The organism is Pseudomonas sp. MG-9 (genome assembly GCF_018729515.1).
GTDB classification, from domain to species: Bacteria; Pseudomonadota; Gammaproteobacteria; order Pseudomonadales; family Pseudomonadaceae; genus Aquipseudomonas; species Aquipseudomonas serboccidentalis.
Genome location: NZ_JAHHZH010000007.1, coordinates 120,238 through 133,505 on the forward strand (window position 1 = coordinate 120,238; position 13,268 = coordinate 133,505).

Annotated in this window: 13 protein-coding genes; 5 read left to right on the forward strand and 8 right to left on the reverse strand. The window is 61.9% G+C overall.

Annotated features, from left to right (window positions below):
• Window positions 1-26: 26 nt before the first annotated feature.
• Window positions 27-524: a transcription elongation factor GreB gene (gene greB / locus KKQ10_RS19155; protein ID WP_003226818.1), complete on the forward strand. Its 498-nt coding sequence runs from the start codon at window positions 27-29 to the stop codon at window positions 522-524.
• Between the two features lie 3 nt (window positions 525-527).
• On the opposite strand, the gene KKQ10_RS19160 is transcribed toward greB, so the two are convergent.
• From KKQ10_RS19160 to KKQ10_RS19170, 3 genes are all read right to left on the reverse strand, one after another.
• The gene (locus tag KKQ10_RS19160) at window positions 528-836 is read right to left on the reverse strand and encodes a class I SAM-dependent methyltransferase (protein WP_123587445.1); all 309 of its coding nucleotides are present in this window, start codon (window positions 834-836) and stop codon (window positions 528-530) included.
• Window positions 837-1,084: 248 nt separating this feature from the next.
• On the reverse strand, window positions 1,085-1,519 hold the full coding sequence (locus KKQ10_RS19165) for a DoxX family protein (protein ID WP_007964771.1): 435 nt from the start codon (window positions 1,517-1,519) through the stop codon (window positions 1,085-1,087).
• 108 nt (window positions 1,520-1,627) lie between these two features.
• The gene (locus tag KKQ10_RS19170) at window positions 1,628-3,049 is read right to left on the reverse strand and encodes an MltF family protein (RefSeq protein WP_215501991.1); all 1,422 of its coding nucleotides are present in this window, start codon (window positions 3,047-3,049) and stop codon (window positions 1,628-1,630) included.
• A 238-nt stretch (window positions 3,050-3,287) separates the two neighbouring features.
• Here KKQ10_RS19170 and KKQ10_RS19175 point away from each other — a divergent pair, with 238 nt between their 5' ends.
• From KKQ10_RS19175 to KKQ10_RS19185, 3 genes are all read left to right on the forward strand, one after another.
• Complete coding sequence (locus KKQ10_RS19175) at window positions 3,288-4,094, forward strand: TatD family hydrolase (RefSeq protein ID WP_215501992.1); 807 nt, start codon at window positions 3,288-3,290, stop codon at window positions 4,092-4,094.
• Between the two features lie 175 nt (window positions 4,095-4,269).
• A complete protein-coding gene (locus tag KKQ10_RS19180; RefSeq protein WP_215501993.1) occupies window positions 4,270-5,751 on the forward strand; it encodes a methyl-accepting chemotaxis protein in 1,482 nt (493 codons plus the stop codon).
• 203 nt (window positions 5,752-5,954) lie between these two features.
• Window positions 5,955-6,320, forward strand: coding sequence for an Mpo1-like protein (locus KKQ10_RS19185; protein WP_041069479.1), 366 nt, complete (start codon window positions 5,955-5,957; stop codon window positions 6,318-6,320).
• A gap of 1 nt (window position 6,321) precedes the next feature.
• Here the strand turns inward: KKQ10_RS19185 and KKQ10_RS19190 are convergent, their stop codons facing one another.
• The 3 genes from KKQ10_RS19190 to KKQ10_RS19200 form a co-directional block, all read right to left on the reverse strand.
• Window positions 6,322-7,116: an acyl-CoA thioesterase gene (locus KKQ10_RS19190; protein WP_127648785.1), complete on the reverse strand. Its 795-nt coding sequence runs from the start codon at window positions 7,114-7,116 to the stop codon at window positions 6,322-6,324.
• A gap of 213 nt (window positions 7,117-7,329) precedes the next feature.
• Entirely contained in the window at window positions 7,330-8,100 is a 771-nt protein-coding gene (locus tag KKQ10_RS19195) for a CHAD domain-containing protein (protein WP_215501994.1), read from the reverse strand.
• 79 nt (window positions 8,101-8,179) lie between these two features.
• The gene (locus KKQ10_RS19200; RefSeq protein WP_041069470.1) at window positions 8,180-8,458 is read right to left on the reverse strand and encodes a hypothetical protein; all 279 of its coding nucleotides are present in this window, start codon (window positions 8,456-8,458) and stop codon (window positions 8,180-8,182) included.
• A 215-nt stretch (window positions 8,459-8,673) separates the two neighbouring features.
• Here KKQ10_RS19200 and KKQ10_RS19205 point away from each other — a divergent pair, with 215 nt between their 5' ends.
• A complete protein-coding gene (locus KKQ10_RS19205) occupies window positions 8,674-9,711 on the forward strand; it encodes a patatin-like phospholipase family protein (RefSeq protein ID WP_127648787.1) in 1,038 nt (345 codons plus the stop codon).
• A 135-nt stretch (window positions 9,712-9,846) separates the two neighbouring features.
• On the opposite strand, the gene KKQ10_RS19210 is transcribed toward KKQ10_RS19205, so the two are convergent.
• The gene (locus KKQ10_RS19210) at window positions 9,847-10,545 is read right to left on the reverse strand and encodes a response regulator (protein WP_127648788.1); all 699 of its coding nucleotides are present in this window, start codon (window positions 10,543-10,545) and stop codon (window positions 9,847-9,849) included.
• Between the two features lie 48 nt (window positions 10,546-10,593).
• Entirely contained in the window at window positions 10,594-13,245 is a 2,652-nt protein-coding gene (locus KKQ10_RS19215; RefSeq protein WP_215501995.1) for a DUF4118 domain-containing protein, read from the reverse strand.
• Between the last annotated feature and the right edge of the window lie 23 nt (window positions 13,246-13,268).

The window sequence follows — 13,268 nt, forward strand, 5'->3', positions numbered from 1 at the left end:
AGCGGTCTTTATCACAAGAAGTTGCCATGAGCCGTTATCGCCCTCCCCGCACCGCCGGTACCGCGCTGATCACCCCAGAAGGTGAAGCGCGGATGCGCGCTGAATTCCATGAGCTGTGGCATGTGCGCCGCCCGCAGGTGACGCAATCGGTCAGCGAGGCGGCGGCTCAGGGGGATCGCTCGGAAAACGCCGAGTACACCTACGGCAAAAAGATGCTGCGCGAGATCGACAGCCGCGTGCGTTTTCTCACCAAGCGCCTCGAAGCCTTGAAGGTCGTCAGCGAAAAACCCAGTGACCCGAACAAGGTCTACTTCGGTGCCTGGGTGACCATCGAAGACGAAGACGGCAAGCAATCGCGCTACCGCATCGTTGGCCCGGATGAACTGGATCTGAAACTGGGCTTGATCAGCATCGACTCGCCGCTGGCCCGCGCCTTGATCGGCAAGGCGCTGGACGCCGAAGTACGGGTGCAGACGCCGACCGGTGAGCAGTTTGTCTATATCGTGGCGATCGACTACCCGTAAACCTCAGCGACGGGTGATCAGTCCCTGACGCGCAACGCGGGTCAGTTGTCTGATCATTTCCGGAGCGTCTTCAGCGCTCGGCGCCTGAATCACCGCCAGATCGAAACTGTCGCTGGCAAAGCGTGCCAGGGACTCGCCGTCTTCGACAAACTGGATCAGGAACGCGGCAGGACCGCCGCTACGACGTGGCCAACCATCGAGATAACGCAACAGCGTCGGCTGATGTTTGCCGCCAAGCAGGATTTTCGGGTTGCGCTGGGTGATATGTGCCGTGATCGGCGCGGGACGTGCTGGAGGGCGTAGTGCATTCATCGTGTCGTGTCTCTGCCTCAAAAGTCTGCATGGCAGGTGAGAGGCAACACCGAACCAGCGCTTTAGCGGTATTTCGAAGCCCTGTTCCGGCTTCTGACGGCAACTGTCTGAGTTACCTGGCGCCCCGCAAGTAGCTGTTTAAATCGGCGCATGAGCAACATCCTAGATAACGTGACCGATGAGTGTCAAGAATCAGCCACAACAAAAAAGGCCCGCACAATGCGGGCCTTTTGCTTGATCCAGAGCGCTCAACCGGCGATGGCGCGATCCACCGACAGCTTGCCGGCGCCTTCGATCATCACCGCGAGACTGCCACCGAGCAGCGCCAGGGCGAACTCGTAACCGTTGTTGGCCATGAACAGGCCGTTGCTGATGTGCACGGTGAAGATCGCCACCAGCGACAGGAAGGTCAGACCCAGCGCTGCCGGACGCACCAGCAGACCGATGATCAACGCCAGACCGGCAAAGAATTCGGTACCGCCGGCCAGTGTCGCCATCAGGTAACCCGGGTGCAGGCCAATGCTGTCCATGTACTGCGCAGTGCCGGCCAGACCGTAACCACCGAACAGACCGAAAAGCTTCTGCGAACCGTGGGCGGCGAAGATCACGCCGACGGCGATGCGCAGAATGGTCAGGCCGTAACCGGCGCGGGTGAACAGAACCTTGTTGATCAGAGAGCTCATGGGGCATTCCTTGTTTAGCGAGAAGTGTGTTGGGATTGGTCGCTATATTAATCAGTTAAATTCATGTTAAAAGCGCAATTATTTCGCCATAACAATCAGTTTATTAGATCATTTCCGTGAGACAACTTTCTGTCCCCGGGGCTCCAGTGACTCCCGCTCCCGGTCGAACGCCAAGTAGTACTTGTTCACGCTATTAACATAGCTGACGGCACCCATGCCCACCTGCTCCATGGCGATGCGCTCGACCTGGAAGAACCACTGGTTCGGATTCAGCCCACGTCGCCGCGCCTCGGCACGCATGCCTTGAACGCGCTCCGGACCGATGTTGTAGGCCGCCAGGGTGAACGCCATGCGCTCGCGCTCATTGAGCTTCGGACTGTTGAAAAACTTGCGGCGGATCATCGCCAGGTACTTGGCCCCGGCCTGCACATTCGCATCGAGATTCTGGATATTGTTCACGCCGACCCGCTGCGCCGCGGACGGGGTGATCTGCATCAGCCCGGTCGGGCCACTGCCGCTGCGGGCGTCCGGTTGCAGGGCCGACTCCTTGAATGCCAGCGCCGCCAGATTCAACCAGTCCATGTTTTGCGCGTCAGCGTGTTTTTGCAGGGTCGGGCGCAGTTTTTCCAGACGCTGGCGGTTAGCCTTGGCCAACGGATAATGCACTTGGTAGAGGCGCCGATAGATCCGCAGAAATTCCGCATCCTCGTTCGCCGGTTTTTTGTAGCCGACCAGAAAGCGATCGATGCTCGCCCTCAGCATCGAGGCATCGCGGCGCACGAACCAGTATTCCTCACCCGGCTCGCTGATCATCAACTGCCGGTCAGAACGCAGCTTGGGCAGGATCTTGCTCCAGCGCTCGGCGATGGGTTGCTCGACGATGGTCAGGTGAAATATCCCGCCCTGCACCATCTCCAGCACGTCTTCGACGGCCAGGGTGGGATCGACCCACTCGATCTTGATCGGCGCCAGTTTGTGCAACGCAAGTTTCTGATTGAGCTGGCTGACCGCCTCACCAGCAGCGCTGCCGGTGGGCAGCGCCAGGGTCTTGCCGGACAGCTGTTCGACCTTGGTGTAGCGGCGCTCGCCCTTGATGCCGACCAGCACCAGCGGCACGTTGCGGGCAATCGGTTCACTGCTGGCCACCGCATGGCCCGGCTGCAGATCGAGCAGTTCTCCAGGCGCTACCAGATCGCCTTCGCCGCGCTGCAAGGCGCCGAGCAGTTGATCCTTGGCTTTGGGAATGATTTTGAGGGTGAGTTCCTGGCCATCGCGGGCGTGACCGTTGAGGTATTGCTCAAAGGCGCGCAGGCGGTGGTATTCGACACCGATGGCCTGGCCCTGGACTTCCCCGGAGCTGTTGCGGCTCTGGTTGACCAGTACTCGCAGCACGCGGCTGCTGCGTATTTCCGACAGGTCGCGAACCTTGGCGGCCGGCACGGCTTGCAGTGGCCCGGGCAGGCGCGCAACCGCCGTTATCGGCAGCAGCAGCGACGCACACAACAGGAGCAAAACCGAGGGACGATGCATCCACTCTCCGGAAAGAATACGGGGTGTTTTTTTACCGCTGAACGGTCGCAAACACCGACGAAAACAGAGCGCCTGGAGCGCTGGCAAAGTGCGAGAGACTGGCACAGTGATGGCATTTATGCCAACCCGGGCTGCGTCACGGCATCAAGAGACAGCTATAACTCTTTGTAGTTCTTGGCTTTTCTTATAAATCTACAGCTCTGATATGCTTTCCGGCCCTTCGGCCCGAGGTAGAACCATGCAACTCATCGATATCGGCGTCAACCTGACCAACCCAAGTTTCGCCGAAAAACATCAGGCCGTGCTCGACCGCGCCTACGCCGCCGGGGTCTGCCAACTGGTGCTCACCGGCACCAGCGTCGAGGGTAGCGAGCAGGCGCTGGAACTGTGCCAGCAACTGGATGAAAGCGGGCAACGGCTGTTCGCCACTGCCGGCCTTCACCCGCATTCGGCCAGCGACTGGAACGCCGACAGCGCACGTCGTTTGCGCAGCCTGCTGCAAGAGAAAAACGTGGTCGCCGTGGGTGAGTGCGGGCTGGACTTCAACCGCGATTTCTCGCCACGCCCGCAACAGGAAAAGGTCCTGGAAGAACATCTGGCGCTGGCCGCAGAACTGCAACTGCCGGTGTTCCTGCACGAGCGTGACGCCAGCCAGCGTCTGCTGGAAATTCTCCGGGACTTCCGTGATCAATTGCCCGCCGCGGTGGTGCACTGTTTTACCGGCGAGCAGAAAGCCTTGTTCAGTTATCTGGATCTGGACCTGCACATCGGCATCACCGGCTGGATCTGCGACGAGCGCCGGGGCACGCATCTACACCCACTGGTCAAGGAGATCAAGCGCGGACGGCTGATGCTCGAAAGCGACGCGCCGTACCTGCTGCCGCGCACCCTGCGGCCAAAGCCGAAAAACGGTCGCAACGAGCCGGCCTACCTGACTGAAGTACTGCGCGAAGTGGCGCTGCACCGGAGCGAGAGCGAGGACGATCTGGCGGCGCACACCACCGCATGTGCCCGTGCGTTCTTCACTCTGCCGACGTTGGTGTAAGCCGCAAAAGATCGCAGCCTTCGGCAGCTCCTACAGGGTGCACAGCATCTCAATGCAGGAGCTGCCGAAGGCTGCGATCTTTTGATCTGTTGACCCACATCAAACCCGGCTTCCGACATAGCGGCACAATGCTGGCACCTTGCCAAAACTGTTTCCGCTATCAGAGAAGACCTCCATGGGTGCCTGGCTTAGCAATATCTCGCTGAAATACAAATTCTGGGCGGTCAACGCGGTCGCCTTCGTCACCACCCTGCTGCTGGTGCTGTACGCCGTGCAACTCGAGCAGCAGGCCCGCAGCCAGGCGTCCAAAACCTCCGCTCAGGCCCAGGCGCAATTGCTCAAGGCCTGGCCGACCGGGCAGGCGCTGCCCAAGGCCGACCAGGTGTTGAGCTTCAAACGCGGGGAAGCACCGCGCCTCAACGATCAACCCGTGCTGGAAATCAGCGACAGCAACGGCTGGAACGAGATCAATCACCTGCCCTTGTTCGGCAACAACCCGCTGATGGGCGCCGAAGTGTTCAGCCGTGCCGACGGTGAGCAAGTCGCGGTCATCGCCTATGGCCCAAGCCTGGCGCAAGTGTTCAGCGAACGTTTTGCCAACTACGCCGTTGCCGTGTTCATCCTGATGCTGGCAATGCTCGGCGCTTCGCAACTGCTGATCCGCTTCCTGCTCAGCCAGCTCAATACATTGAAAGACGTAATGCTGCATGTCGAGAAAAGCGGCGACCTCTCGGCCCGTGTGCCGCTGGCCTGCAAGGATGAAGTCGGGCAGATGGCCAACGCGTTCAATGCGATGCAGGCCGGTTATCAACGGGTGGTCACGACCGTTGCCAACACCGCGCGACAACTCGACGTTGGCGCTGCACGCCTGGCGGCGAGCATGAACGAGGTGCGCCACGGCATGCTCGGCCAACAGAGCGAGACCGATCAGGCCGCGACGGCGATCAATGAAATGACCGCCACGGTTTATCACATCGCCCAGCACGCCGGCGCCACCCGTGATCTGTCGCAGACCGCCGATGGCCTGGCTGGCAGCGGTCAGCAAGTGGTCAGCCGCGTGCAGCAGTCGATTGCCGGACTCTCCAGCGGTGTGCAGCAGACCGCTGAGATGATCCAGCGCCTGGCCGAAGACAGCCAGAAGATCAATGGCGTGGTCAGTGTGATTCACAGCATCGCCGAGCAAACCAACCTGCTGGCCCTCAACGCGGCCATCGAAGCCGCCCGGGCCGGTGAGATGGGCCGTGGGTTTGCCGTGGTCGCCGATGAGGTACGCAACCTGGCGAAACGCGTGCAGACCTCCACCGATGAAATCACCACCATGGTGTCGGCATTGCAGGCCGGCACCCGCGATGCGGTGGACTTCATGCAGGAGAGTTCCTACAAGGCCGACGACTGCGTGCAACAGGCGCAGGAGGCTGGCGAGGCGCTGGCGGAAATCACCGGTGCCGTGGCGCAGATGCGCGAGAGCAACACGCAGATCGCGGTGGCGGCGGAGCAGCAGAGTCAGGTGGCCGAGGAGATGAATCGGGCGGTGGTTAGTATTCGTGATGTAACCGAGAACACTGTGCAGCAGACGGTGGATTCGGCGACCACCAGTAATGAGCTGGCGACACTGGCCGGGGAGCTGAGCAAGGCCATCGGGCAGTTGAAGCTCTGAAGATCAAAAGATCAAAAGATCAAAAGATCGCAGCCTTCGGCAGCTCCTACATTGGAATGCAGGTTCCTGTAGGAGCTGCCGAAGGCTGCGATCTTTTTTGTCCATCATTACTATGATGCCAATAGCCAACCTTGATTCGCCGCCCCACCCGCCCCGGCCTATTCTTCAATCATGTGTTCAACATGGATCGAGGAGTAGCAAACATGGGCAAACGTCACCCCAATCTTCCCGCGTGGCAATGGCGCGCGTACCCGAACAATCACCAGCACCCGACCAATCTGGTGTTGCACCTGATTGCCGTGCCGTTGTTCATCGTCGCGTTTCTGCTGATCGTGTCCGGGGTGTTCAGCCTGAGCCTGGCGAGTGTCGCCATCGGCGTGATCGGGATCGTCGCGGCGCTGGGTCTGCAGCGCCACGGCCACAGCCTGGAGGCGCAAGCCTCCGAGCCGTTCAGTGATCGCCAGGATGCCGTGTCACGCCTGCTGGTCGAACAGTTTCTGACCTTTCCACGGTTTTTCCTCAGCGGCGGCTGGTGGCGCGCCTGGCGTGAGCGCCACCGTCGGCATTGATTCAGGCAAAAATCGTCACGGTCTGCCGGCTCATGGCGATCAATTCCCCTTCCGCGCTCCACAGCTTGGCGGCGACATGGCCGTAGCCGTCGGCGGCGTACTCGATGTCAGCCAGGTATTTGCACCAGTCCAGCGTGCTCAAGTCGCGTAGTGGCTGAACGAACTCAATGGTCCAGGTCAATGTGCTGCCCGGTGCCGGTTTCTTCAGGTACGGCAACAAGGCCGGCGGCCACGCATCCACCAGTGCCAGCAGATGCGCCTCATTGACCGGCTCTTCCTTGACGTCCCCACGCAAACGCACCCAGCCGCCCATCTGCCGCGAGGTGTTGCCGGTGAACGGCATGCCGCCGACACTCCAGCGCATCGACAGATGACGCATGAACTCCGGGGTCACGCCCTTGATATAAGGCAGCTCCTGGCATTCATCCCAGTGCTTCATTTCGGCTGCTGGATAGGCGGCAACTGCCACTTCCGAAGGTCGCGAGGCACCAAAGCTGCCTTGCACGATCGTCACCACCTGACCATTCTGCATCGCACGCCCCAGCACCTGGCTGACCGCTTTGCCTTCGCGCAACACATCGACTTCGAAACTCACCGGCACTTGCGGCTCGACCGGGCCGACAAAGGTGATCGCCAGCGATCGCACCGGGCGATCCGCGGGCACTTTCGCGCGCATGGCTTCGTATTGCAGCGCCGCCACCAGACCGCCAAAACTGGCCCGGCCCTGACCCCACTCGGCGGGAATGGTCAGTTCTGGTTGGCGACGGACCGCTTCGAGCAGATCGGAAAAACGCATGACAACCTCGTAAAGCCAAAGTGAATGCAGCGATCTTAACCAGCATGGCAGAGCGCCGCAGCGTCTATTCCGGTCAAATGGACTGACAGAAAGGCCTTATCCGGTTTCCTGCTCAATGAAAAACCCCTGTAGGAGCTGCCGAAGACTGCGATCTTTTGACCTTCAAAAGCCAAGATCGCAGCCTTCGCAGCTCCTACAGGGGTTCAGGTGATATCAGGATTTTTTGAAGCAGCTTGAACTGAGTTTTTCCAGCACCCGGTCCGCCTTGGCTTCAGCCTTGATCAGGCCCGCCTGCCAGGTCGCAACGCACGGTTGCAGATCGCTTTCCTGCTCGGCCCGCGCCAGCCACTGCCAGCAATCGTGCCAGTCACCCAGAGCGCCCTGCGCTGACTTCAGCCGGGCCAGCGCCGCTTCAGGCAGACGATCCAGCTCCGGGTAGGCTTCGATGCCATAGCGCACGCGCTTGATCAGCAAGCGCAGACGATGCCGGTCGTGGGCTGGATCGTGCAGCGCTTCGTCGAGTTTTTTCCATTGCTTGTGCAGGCGTTTCTCGATGCGTTTGCCCAGGCCCTTGAGCAGGCCCTGACGCTGGGAGGCGCGCAAGAATCGCGGAAAGGCGTCGAGAATGATCAGCAGCGACGCCACTTCGGCACTCGCGGCCAGTGCCGGATAGGCGTCGGCCATTTGCGCCATGCGTCGCTGCGCCGCTTGTGGCTGATCGTGCTGGAGCAGATACGCCGCCAGCACCTCGCGGTCACGCCACGGCGTGGTCAACTGCCCCACCGCCGATGCAGCCCCCTCCAATTGCTCGACACCAGGCAAGCCGCGCAATGGCCGTAGCAGGCTGCGCAAGCGTCGCACCGTGGTGCGCAAGTCGTGCAGTGCCTCGGGGTCGGTACGCGCGGTCAAGCGCGCCTGACAGGCCAGCAGCCGCACTTCCAGGCTCAGGACATGAGCCACCAACCGATCCACCAACGCCGACATCACTCGCTCCAGACTCAAATGGCTTGAAAGACAAGTCTGCCGTTGGATGGCAGGCGCATCCTTGCGTTATGTCAGCAGCTTAGCGTCCGGCGCGGGATTCGCGAATGTAGAACCGGGCTTTCTCGGCCTTTTTGCTGCAGCCCTCGAAGCCTTCGAATTGCTGTTGGGTCTTGGCGGCGGTCAGCAACGACAGCGCTTTGGAATAGCTGACCGTGCCGGCGAACCCTTCGGCCTTGGCCAGATCCAGTTCGTGCCACGCCGCATCGAGCTGACTGCCACAGCTGTCACGATAAGCAGTCTTGCCAGCGCAACCGGCCAATGCCAGCGCGATCAACGGCACACAGATCCAGGCTTTCATCACTTACACCTCAAAATAGGTCAACAGTCGTGCAGGTAAGACGCTGCGGCAAGGAAAAAGTGCCTTGGCGCCCATCAATCTACGGTGATCAAAGGATAGCGCTGCGCGGGCATCGCGTATCGAAAAAACGACGCCGTAGCCGCCCTGAACGACCCTGCCGATTGTCGCCCGCCCCCGGATGGGTGCATTGTGGAACCTTGTCGGGAGGAAGTTTGATGAAAAAGCGTGTCGCACTGGTGCTGGGCTCCGGTGGCGCCCGGGGCTATGCCCATATCGGGGTCATTGAGGAGATCGAAAGACGCGGTTACGACATTGCCTGCATTGCCGGTTGTTCGATGGGCGCGGTCGTCGGCGGGATCTATGCGGCGGGCAAGCTCGAGGAGTACCGCAACTGGATCGAAACCCTCGATTATCTGGACGTGCTGCGGCTGGTGGACGTGAGCTTCCGCCTCGGGGCAATCCGTGGCGAGAAAGTCTTCGGGCAGATCCGCAAGATCGTCGGCGAGATCAACATCGAAGACTTGCGCATCCCCTACACCGCCGTCGCCGCCGACCTCACCAATCAGCAGGAAATCTGGTTCCAGGAAGGCTGCCTGCATCAGGCGATGCGCGCCTCGGCGGCGATTCCCAGCCTGTTCACCCCGGTGATGCAAGGCAACCGGATGCTGGTGGACGGCGGCATTCTCAACCCGTTGCCGATCGTGCCGGTGGTGTCGAGCCACTGTGATCTGATCATTGCGGTCAATCTCAACGCGACCAACCAGCGGCATTACAAACTGCCGGTGATTCAGCGCCCGCCAGCCTTTCGTTCGCGCTTCGACAGCTTGCTCAGGTCGCTGGGTTCGAAGATGCCGTTCCGCCGCAAGCAGGCCGAGCAGTTGCTGTTGCTCGAGCAGGAAGCCCTGCGCACACAGGCAGCGGACATCAACCCGTGGCTGGAAGGCAGCGAACCGGAAAGCCAGCAACCGGCAGCCGCCCCCGAGCGCGAAGGCGCACCGAAATCCGCCACCGGTTCGTTCATCATCGATAACGTCGGGCCGGCGTCACTGCTGGACCTGATCAACCAGAGTTTCGAGGTGATGCAGACGTCGCTGGCGCAATACAAGATCGCCGGGTATCCGCCGGACATCCTGATCAACGTGCCGAAGCGCGTGTGCCGGTTTTTCGAGTTCTACAAGGCGCCGGAATTGATCGCGCTGGGGCGGGAGATTGCTCGGGATACGCTGGATCGGTATGAGAGTGAGCAGGGTTGAGTGCCTGAAAGGTCTCTATTGAATGCAATGCCCTCATCGCGAGCAGGCTCACTCCTACATTGAATCTGCGTCGATCACAAAACCCTTGCAGGAGCGAGCCTGCTCGCGAAGGGGGCTGAACAGACACCACAAAAACTACAGGCTGTTCTCATTCAGCAGCCGATACCCGACCCCCGCCTCCGTCACAATAAACCGGGGCCGCGTCGGGTCATCCGCCAGCTTCTGCCGCAAATGCCCGACGACGATCCGCAAATAATGACTGTCCTCGGTGTGCGTCGGGCCCCAGATGTCCTTGAGCAACTGCTGCTGGGTGATGACCCGTCCCGGATGCCGTGCCAGTTGCGCCAGCACCGCGTACTCCTTGCGGGTCAGCGCCACTTCGACACCGTCGAGCAACACCCGCCGATAAGCCAGATCCACAGTCAGCGGGCCAAACGTCAACGCCGCCTGCTGCGCCTCGCCGACCGGCGCCTGACGCAATAACGCGCGAACCCGGGCAAGAAATTCCTGGATGCCGAACGGCTTGGTCACGTAGTCATTGGCGCCGCCATCCAGCGCCTGGACTTTCTGCCCTTCGCTGGCCCGCACCGAGAGCACCAGCACCGGTGCGGTGGCCCATTCGCGAAACTCGCGCAGCACCTGCTGGCCGTCCATGTCCGGCAGGCCGAGGTCAAGCACCAGCAGGTCCGGTTTGTTCAGCGCGGCCTGGGCCAGGCCCTCGGTGCCAGTGCCGGCCTCCAGCACTTTGTAGCCTTGTGAGGCGAGGCTGATGCGCAGGAATTTGCGGATCTGCGGTTCGTCATCGATGACCAAAATGGTCGCGGTCTGGCTCATGAATTCACATCAACACAAAAGATTGGCAAGAGAGTAGCGCACCCGGACTCAGGCTTCATTGTCCATTCCCGGTTGCGTCTGCAACGGCAGGTGCAGGGTGATACAGGTGCCGCGTCCTTCGATACCGTCAGCGACGCTGATCCGCCCGCCATGCGCACCGACCATGCCCTGACAGATCGCCAGCCCCAGACCTGTGCCCTGCCCGCCGCGATCACCGCGGGCGGCGGTGTAGAACATGTCGAAAATCTTCGCCCGCTCGTCTGCGGGAATCCCCGGCCCCTCATCGCTGACCGAGAAAAAAATCTCCTCGTCATTCGCCCCGGCGCTCAGTTGCAAACGACCATGCGGCGGTGAGAACCGCGCAGCGTTTTCCAGCACATTGACCAGCGCCTGCTCGATCAGCGCCGCATGCACGAACAGCAGCGGCAATTCTTCCGGCACATCCGCGCTCACCTGCAACGGCGCCAGCACCGCACGCAGGCGATTGAGCGAACTGCCGACAATGTCGGCCGGCGCCACCCAGTCGCGCGCAAGCTTCAACGCACCGTGACCGAGGCGGGTCATGTCCAGCAGGTTCTGGATGTAGCGGTCGAGGCGTTCGGCTTCATCGCGGGTGCCTTCGAGCAACTCGCGGCGATCTTCCAGCGGGATGGCTTCGCCGAGGGCCAGCAGGCTGTCGATACTGCCGCGCATGGCGGTCAGCGGCGTGCGTAGATCGTGGGACACCGAGGCGAGCAATGCGCTGCGCAATTGCTCGGTTTCACCGTGCAGGCGCGCGGCTTCCAGATCGTCCGCCAATTGCGCCCGGGCCAGTGCCTGAGCCAGTGGCTGACTCAACGCGGTGAGCAGGCGCCGACGCTGGCCACTCAAGGTCTGGCCTTCTTTGGCACAGACCCCGAGCAACGCCAGCGGCCCGTCCTCCACCGACAGCGGCCACCACCACCAGCGACCGAACGGCAGCGTGCCGGTGCCCATGCCTGCCGGTTGATCGTGCTGCCAGGCCCAGTCGGCGGCGGCACGTTCGGATTCGGTGAACTCCAGCGGCCCGCCGGTCTCGACTTTCCAGCCGCCCTGCCCGTCCCGGTTGAGCAGGCACAACTGCAGATCGCTCCAGCCATTGAGGTGCTGCGCGGCGGCGCTGACCACCGCCTGACGGTCCGTCGCGGCGGTAAGTTTGCGCGACAGATCGAGCAGTTCAGTGGTCTCCTCCTGAGTGTCGCGCAGGGCCTGCAACTGACGCCGCTGGCGGGCGGCGAGGTTGCCGGTGAGCGCCGCCATCAGCAGGAAGAACAGCAAGGTCAGGACGTCTTCTTCGCGCTGGATGGCGAAGGAAAAATTCGGCGGAATGAACAGAAAATCGTACGTCAGGAACGACAACGCCGCGCAGGCCAACGCCGGCCCCAGGCTGCTGCGCACCGCCACCAGCAACACCGCCGCGAGGAATACCAGCGAGATGTTCGGCAGCGGCAACACACTCGACACCGCCCACGCCAGAGCGCTGGCCAGCACCGTGGCAACCAGCGCCAACAGATAGTCGAACCAGACCAGCGTTGGCGTCACCCGCGGGCGCGGTTGAAGGTCCTCATGGTCGTTGTCGAGGACGTTGATTTCCAGCCCGTGAGCCTGGCGCAGCAAACGTGCTGCAAGCCCGCCACCGAACAGGCGACGACGCAGACTCGGCCGCGACTGGCCGACCAGCACCAGACTCGCGCGGCGCTCAGCGGCATGCTGAATCAGGGTTTTCACCACTTCACCGGCACGCAGCAACACCACTTCGCCGCCCAGACGTTCAGCCAATTGCTGGGCATTTTGCAGGCGCAGGCGCGATTGCTCATCGCGCACCGTGCCGTTGTCGACGTGTACCAGACTCCACGGCAAATGCCGACGCTGGGCGACGCGACTGGCGTGACGCACCAGGCGTTCAGCCTGTGCATCACCGTCGATCCCCACCAGCAAACGCCCGCGCACCGCCGGGGCCGCCTGACCGAGTTGACGATAGCCTTGGGCCAGATCGTTATCGACCTGCGCAGCCGCCGTTTGCATCGCCAGTTCGCGCAGCGCGGTGAGGTTGGTCTGGGTGAAAAACGCATCGATCGCCGCCCGCGCCTGCTCCGGTACGTAGACCTTGCCTTCGCGCAGACGCTCCAGCAGTTCGCGCGATGGCAGGTCGATCAGCAGCAGTTCGTAAGCCTCCTGCAGCACCCAGTCCGGCAGGGTTTCGCGCACCTGCACGCCGGTGATGCCGCGTACCTGGTCGTTGAGGCTTTCCAGGTGCTGGACGTTGACCGTGGTGTAGACGTCGATGCCGGCGGCGAGCAGCTCCTGAATGTCCTGCCAACGTTTGGCGTGGCGACTGCCGGGGGCGTTGGTGTGCGCCAGTTCATCCACCAGCACCAGTTTCGGTTTGGCCGCGAGCAGGCCGTCGAGGTCCATTTCTTCGAGCGTCACGCCCCGGTATTCCAAGCGCACCAGCGGTTGCTGCGGCAAGCCGCCGAGCAGCGCCTCGGTTTCGGCCCGGCCGTGGGTTTCAACGACGCCGGCAATGATTTTCACGCCTTGGCGCAATTGCGCGTGCGCGGCCTGAAGCATGGCGTAGGTCTTGCCGACACCGGGGGCGGCACCGAGGAAGACTTTCAGCCGGCCACGGCCGTCACGGGGCAGGTCTGCTAACAGCGCGTCGGCGCGGCCGGAGTCACTCATCGGAGATTGCCTTGTTCGGTTTG

Bases quoted from the DNA above. Each gene is read 5' to 3' on its own strand.
- KKQ10_RS19210 (WP_127648788.1), bottom strand. From the start codon at position 10,545: ATGAGCCAGACCGCGACCATTTTGGTCATCGATGACGAACCGCAGATC.
- KKQ10_RS19205 (WP_127648787.1), top strand. From the start codon at position 8,674: ATGAAAAAGCGTGTCGCACTGGTGCTGGGCTCCGGTGGCGCCCGGGGC.
- KKQ10_RS19190 (WP_127648785.1), bottom strand. From the start codon at position 7,116: ATGCGTTTTTCCGATCTGCTCGAAGCGGTCCGTCGCCAACCAGAACTG.
- KKQ10_RS19160 (WP_123587445.1), bottom strand. From the start codon at position 836: ATGAATGCACTACGCCCTCCAGCACGTCCCGCGCCGATCACGGCACAT.
- KKQ10_RS19180 (WP_215501993.1), top strand. From the start codon at position 4,270: ATGGGTGCCTGGCTTAGCAATATCTCGCTGAAATACAAATTCTGGGCG.
- KKQ10_RS19165 (WP_007964771.1), bottom strand. From the start codon at position 1,519: ATGAGCTCTCTGATCAACAAGGTTCTGTTCACCCGCGCCGGTTACGGC.
- KKQ10_RS19175 (WP_215501992.1), top strand. From the start codon at position 3,288: ATGCAACTCATCGATATCGGCGTCAACCTGACCAACCCAAGTTTCGCC.
- greB (WP_003226818.1), top strand. From the start codon at position 27: ATGAGCCGTTATCGCCCTCCCCGCACCGCCGGTACCGCGCTGATCACC.
- KKQ10_RS19215 (WP_215501995.1), bottom strand. From the start codon at position 13,245: ATGAGTGACTCCGGCCGCGCCGACGCGCTGTTAGCAGACCTGCCCCGT.
- KKQ10_RS19185 (WP_041069479.1), top strand. From the start codon at position 5,955: ATGGGCAAACGTCACCCCAATCTTCCCGCGTGGCAATGGCGCGCGTAC.
- KKQ10_RS19200 (WP_041069470.1), bottom strand. From the start codon at position 8,458: ATGAAAGCCTGGATCTGTGTGCCGTTGATCGCGCTGGCATTGGCCGGT.
- KKQ10_RS19170 (WP_215501991.1), bottom strand. From the start codon at position 3,049: ATGCATCGTCCCTCGGTTTTGCTCCTGTTGTGTGCGTCGCTGCTGCTG.
- KKQ10_RS19195 (WP_215501994.1), bottom strand. From the start codon at position 8,100: ATGTCGGCGTTGGTGGATCGGTTGGTGGCTCATGTCCTGAGCCTGGAA.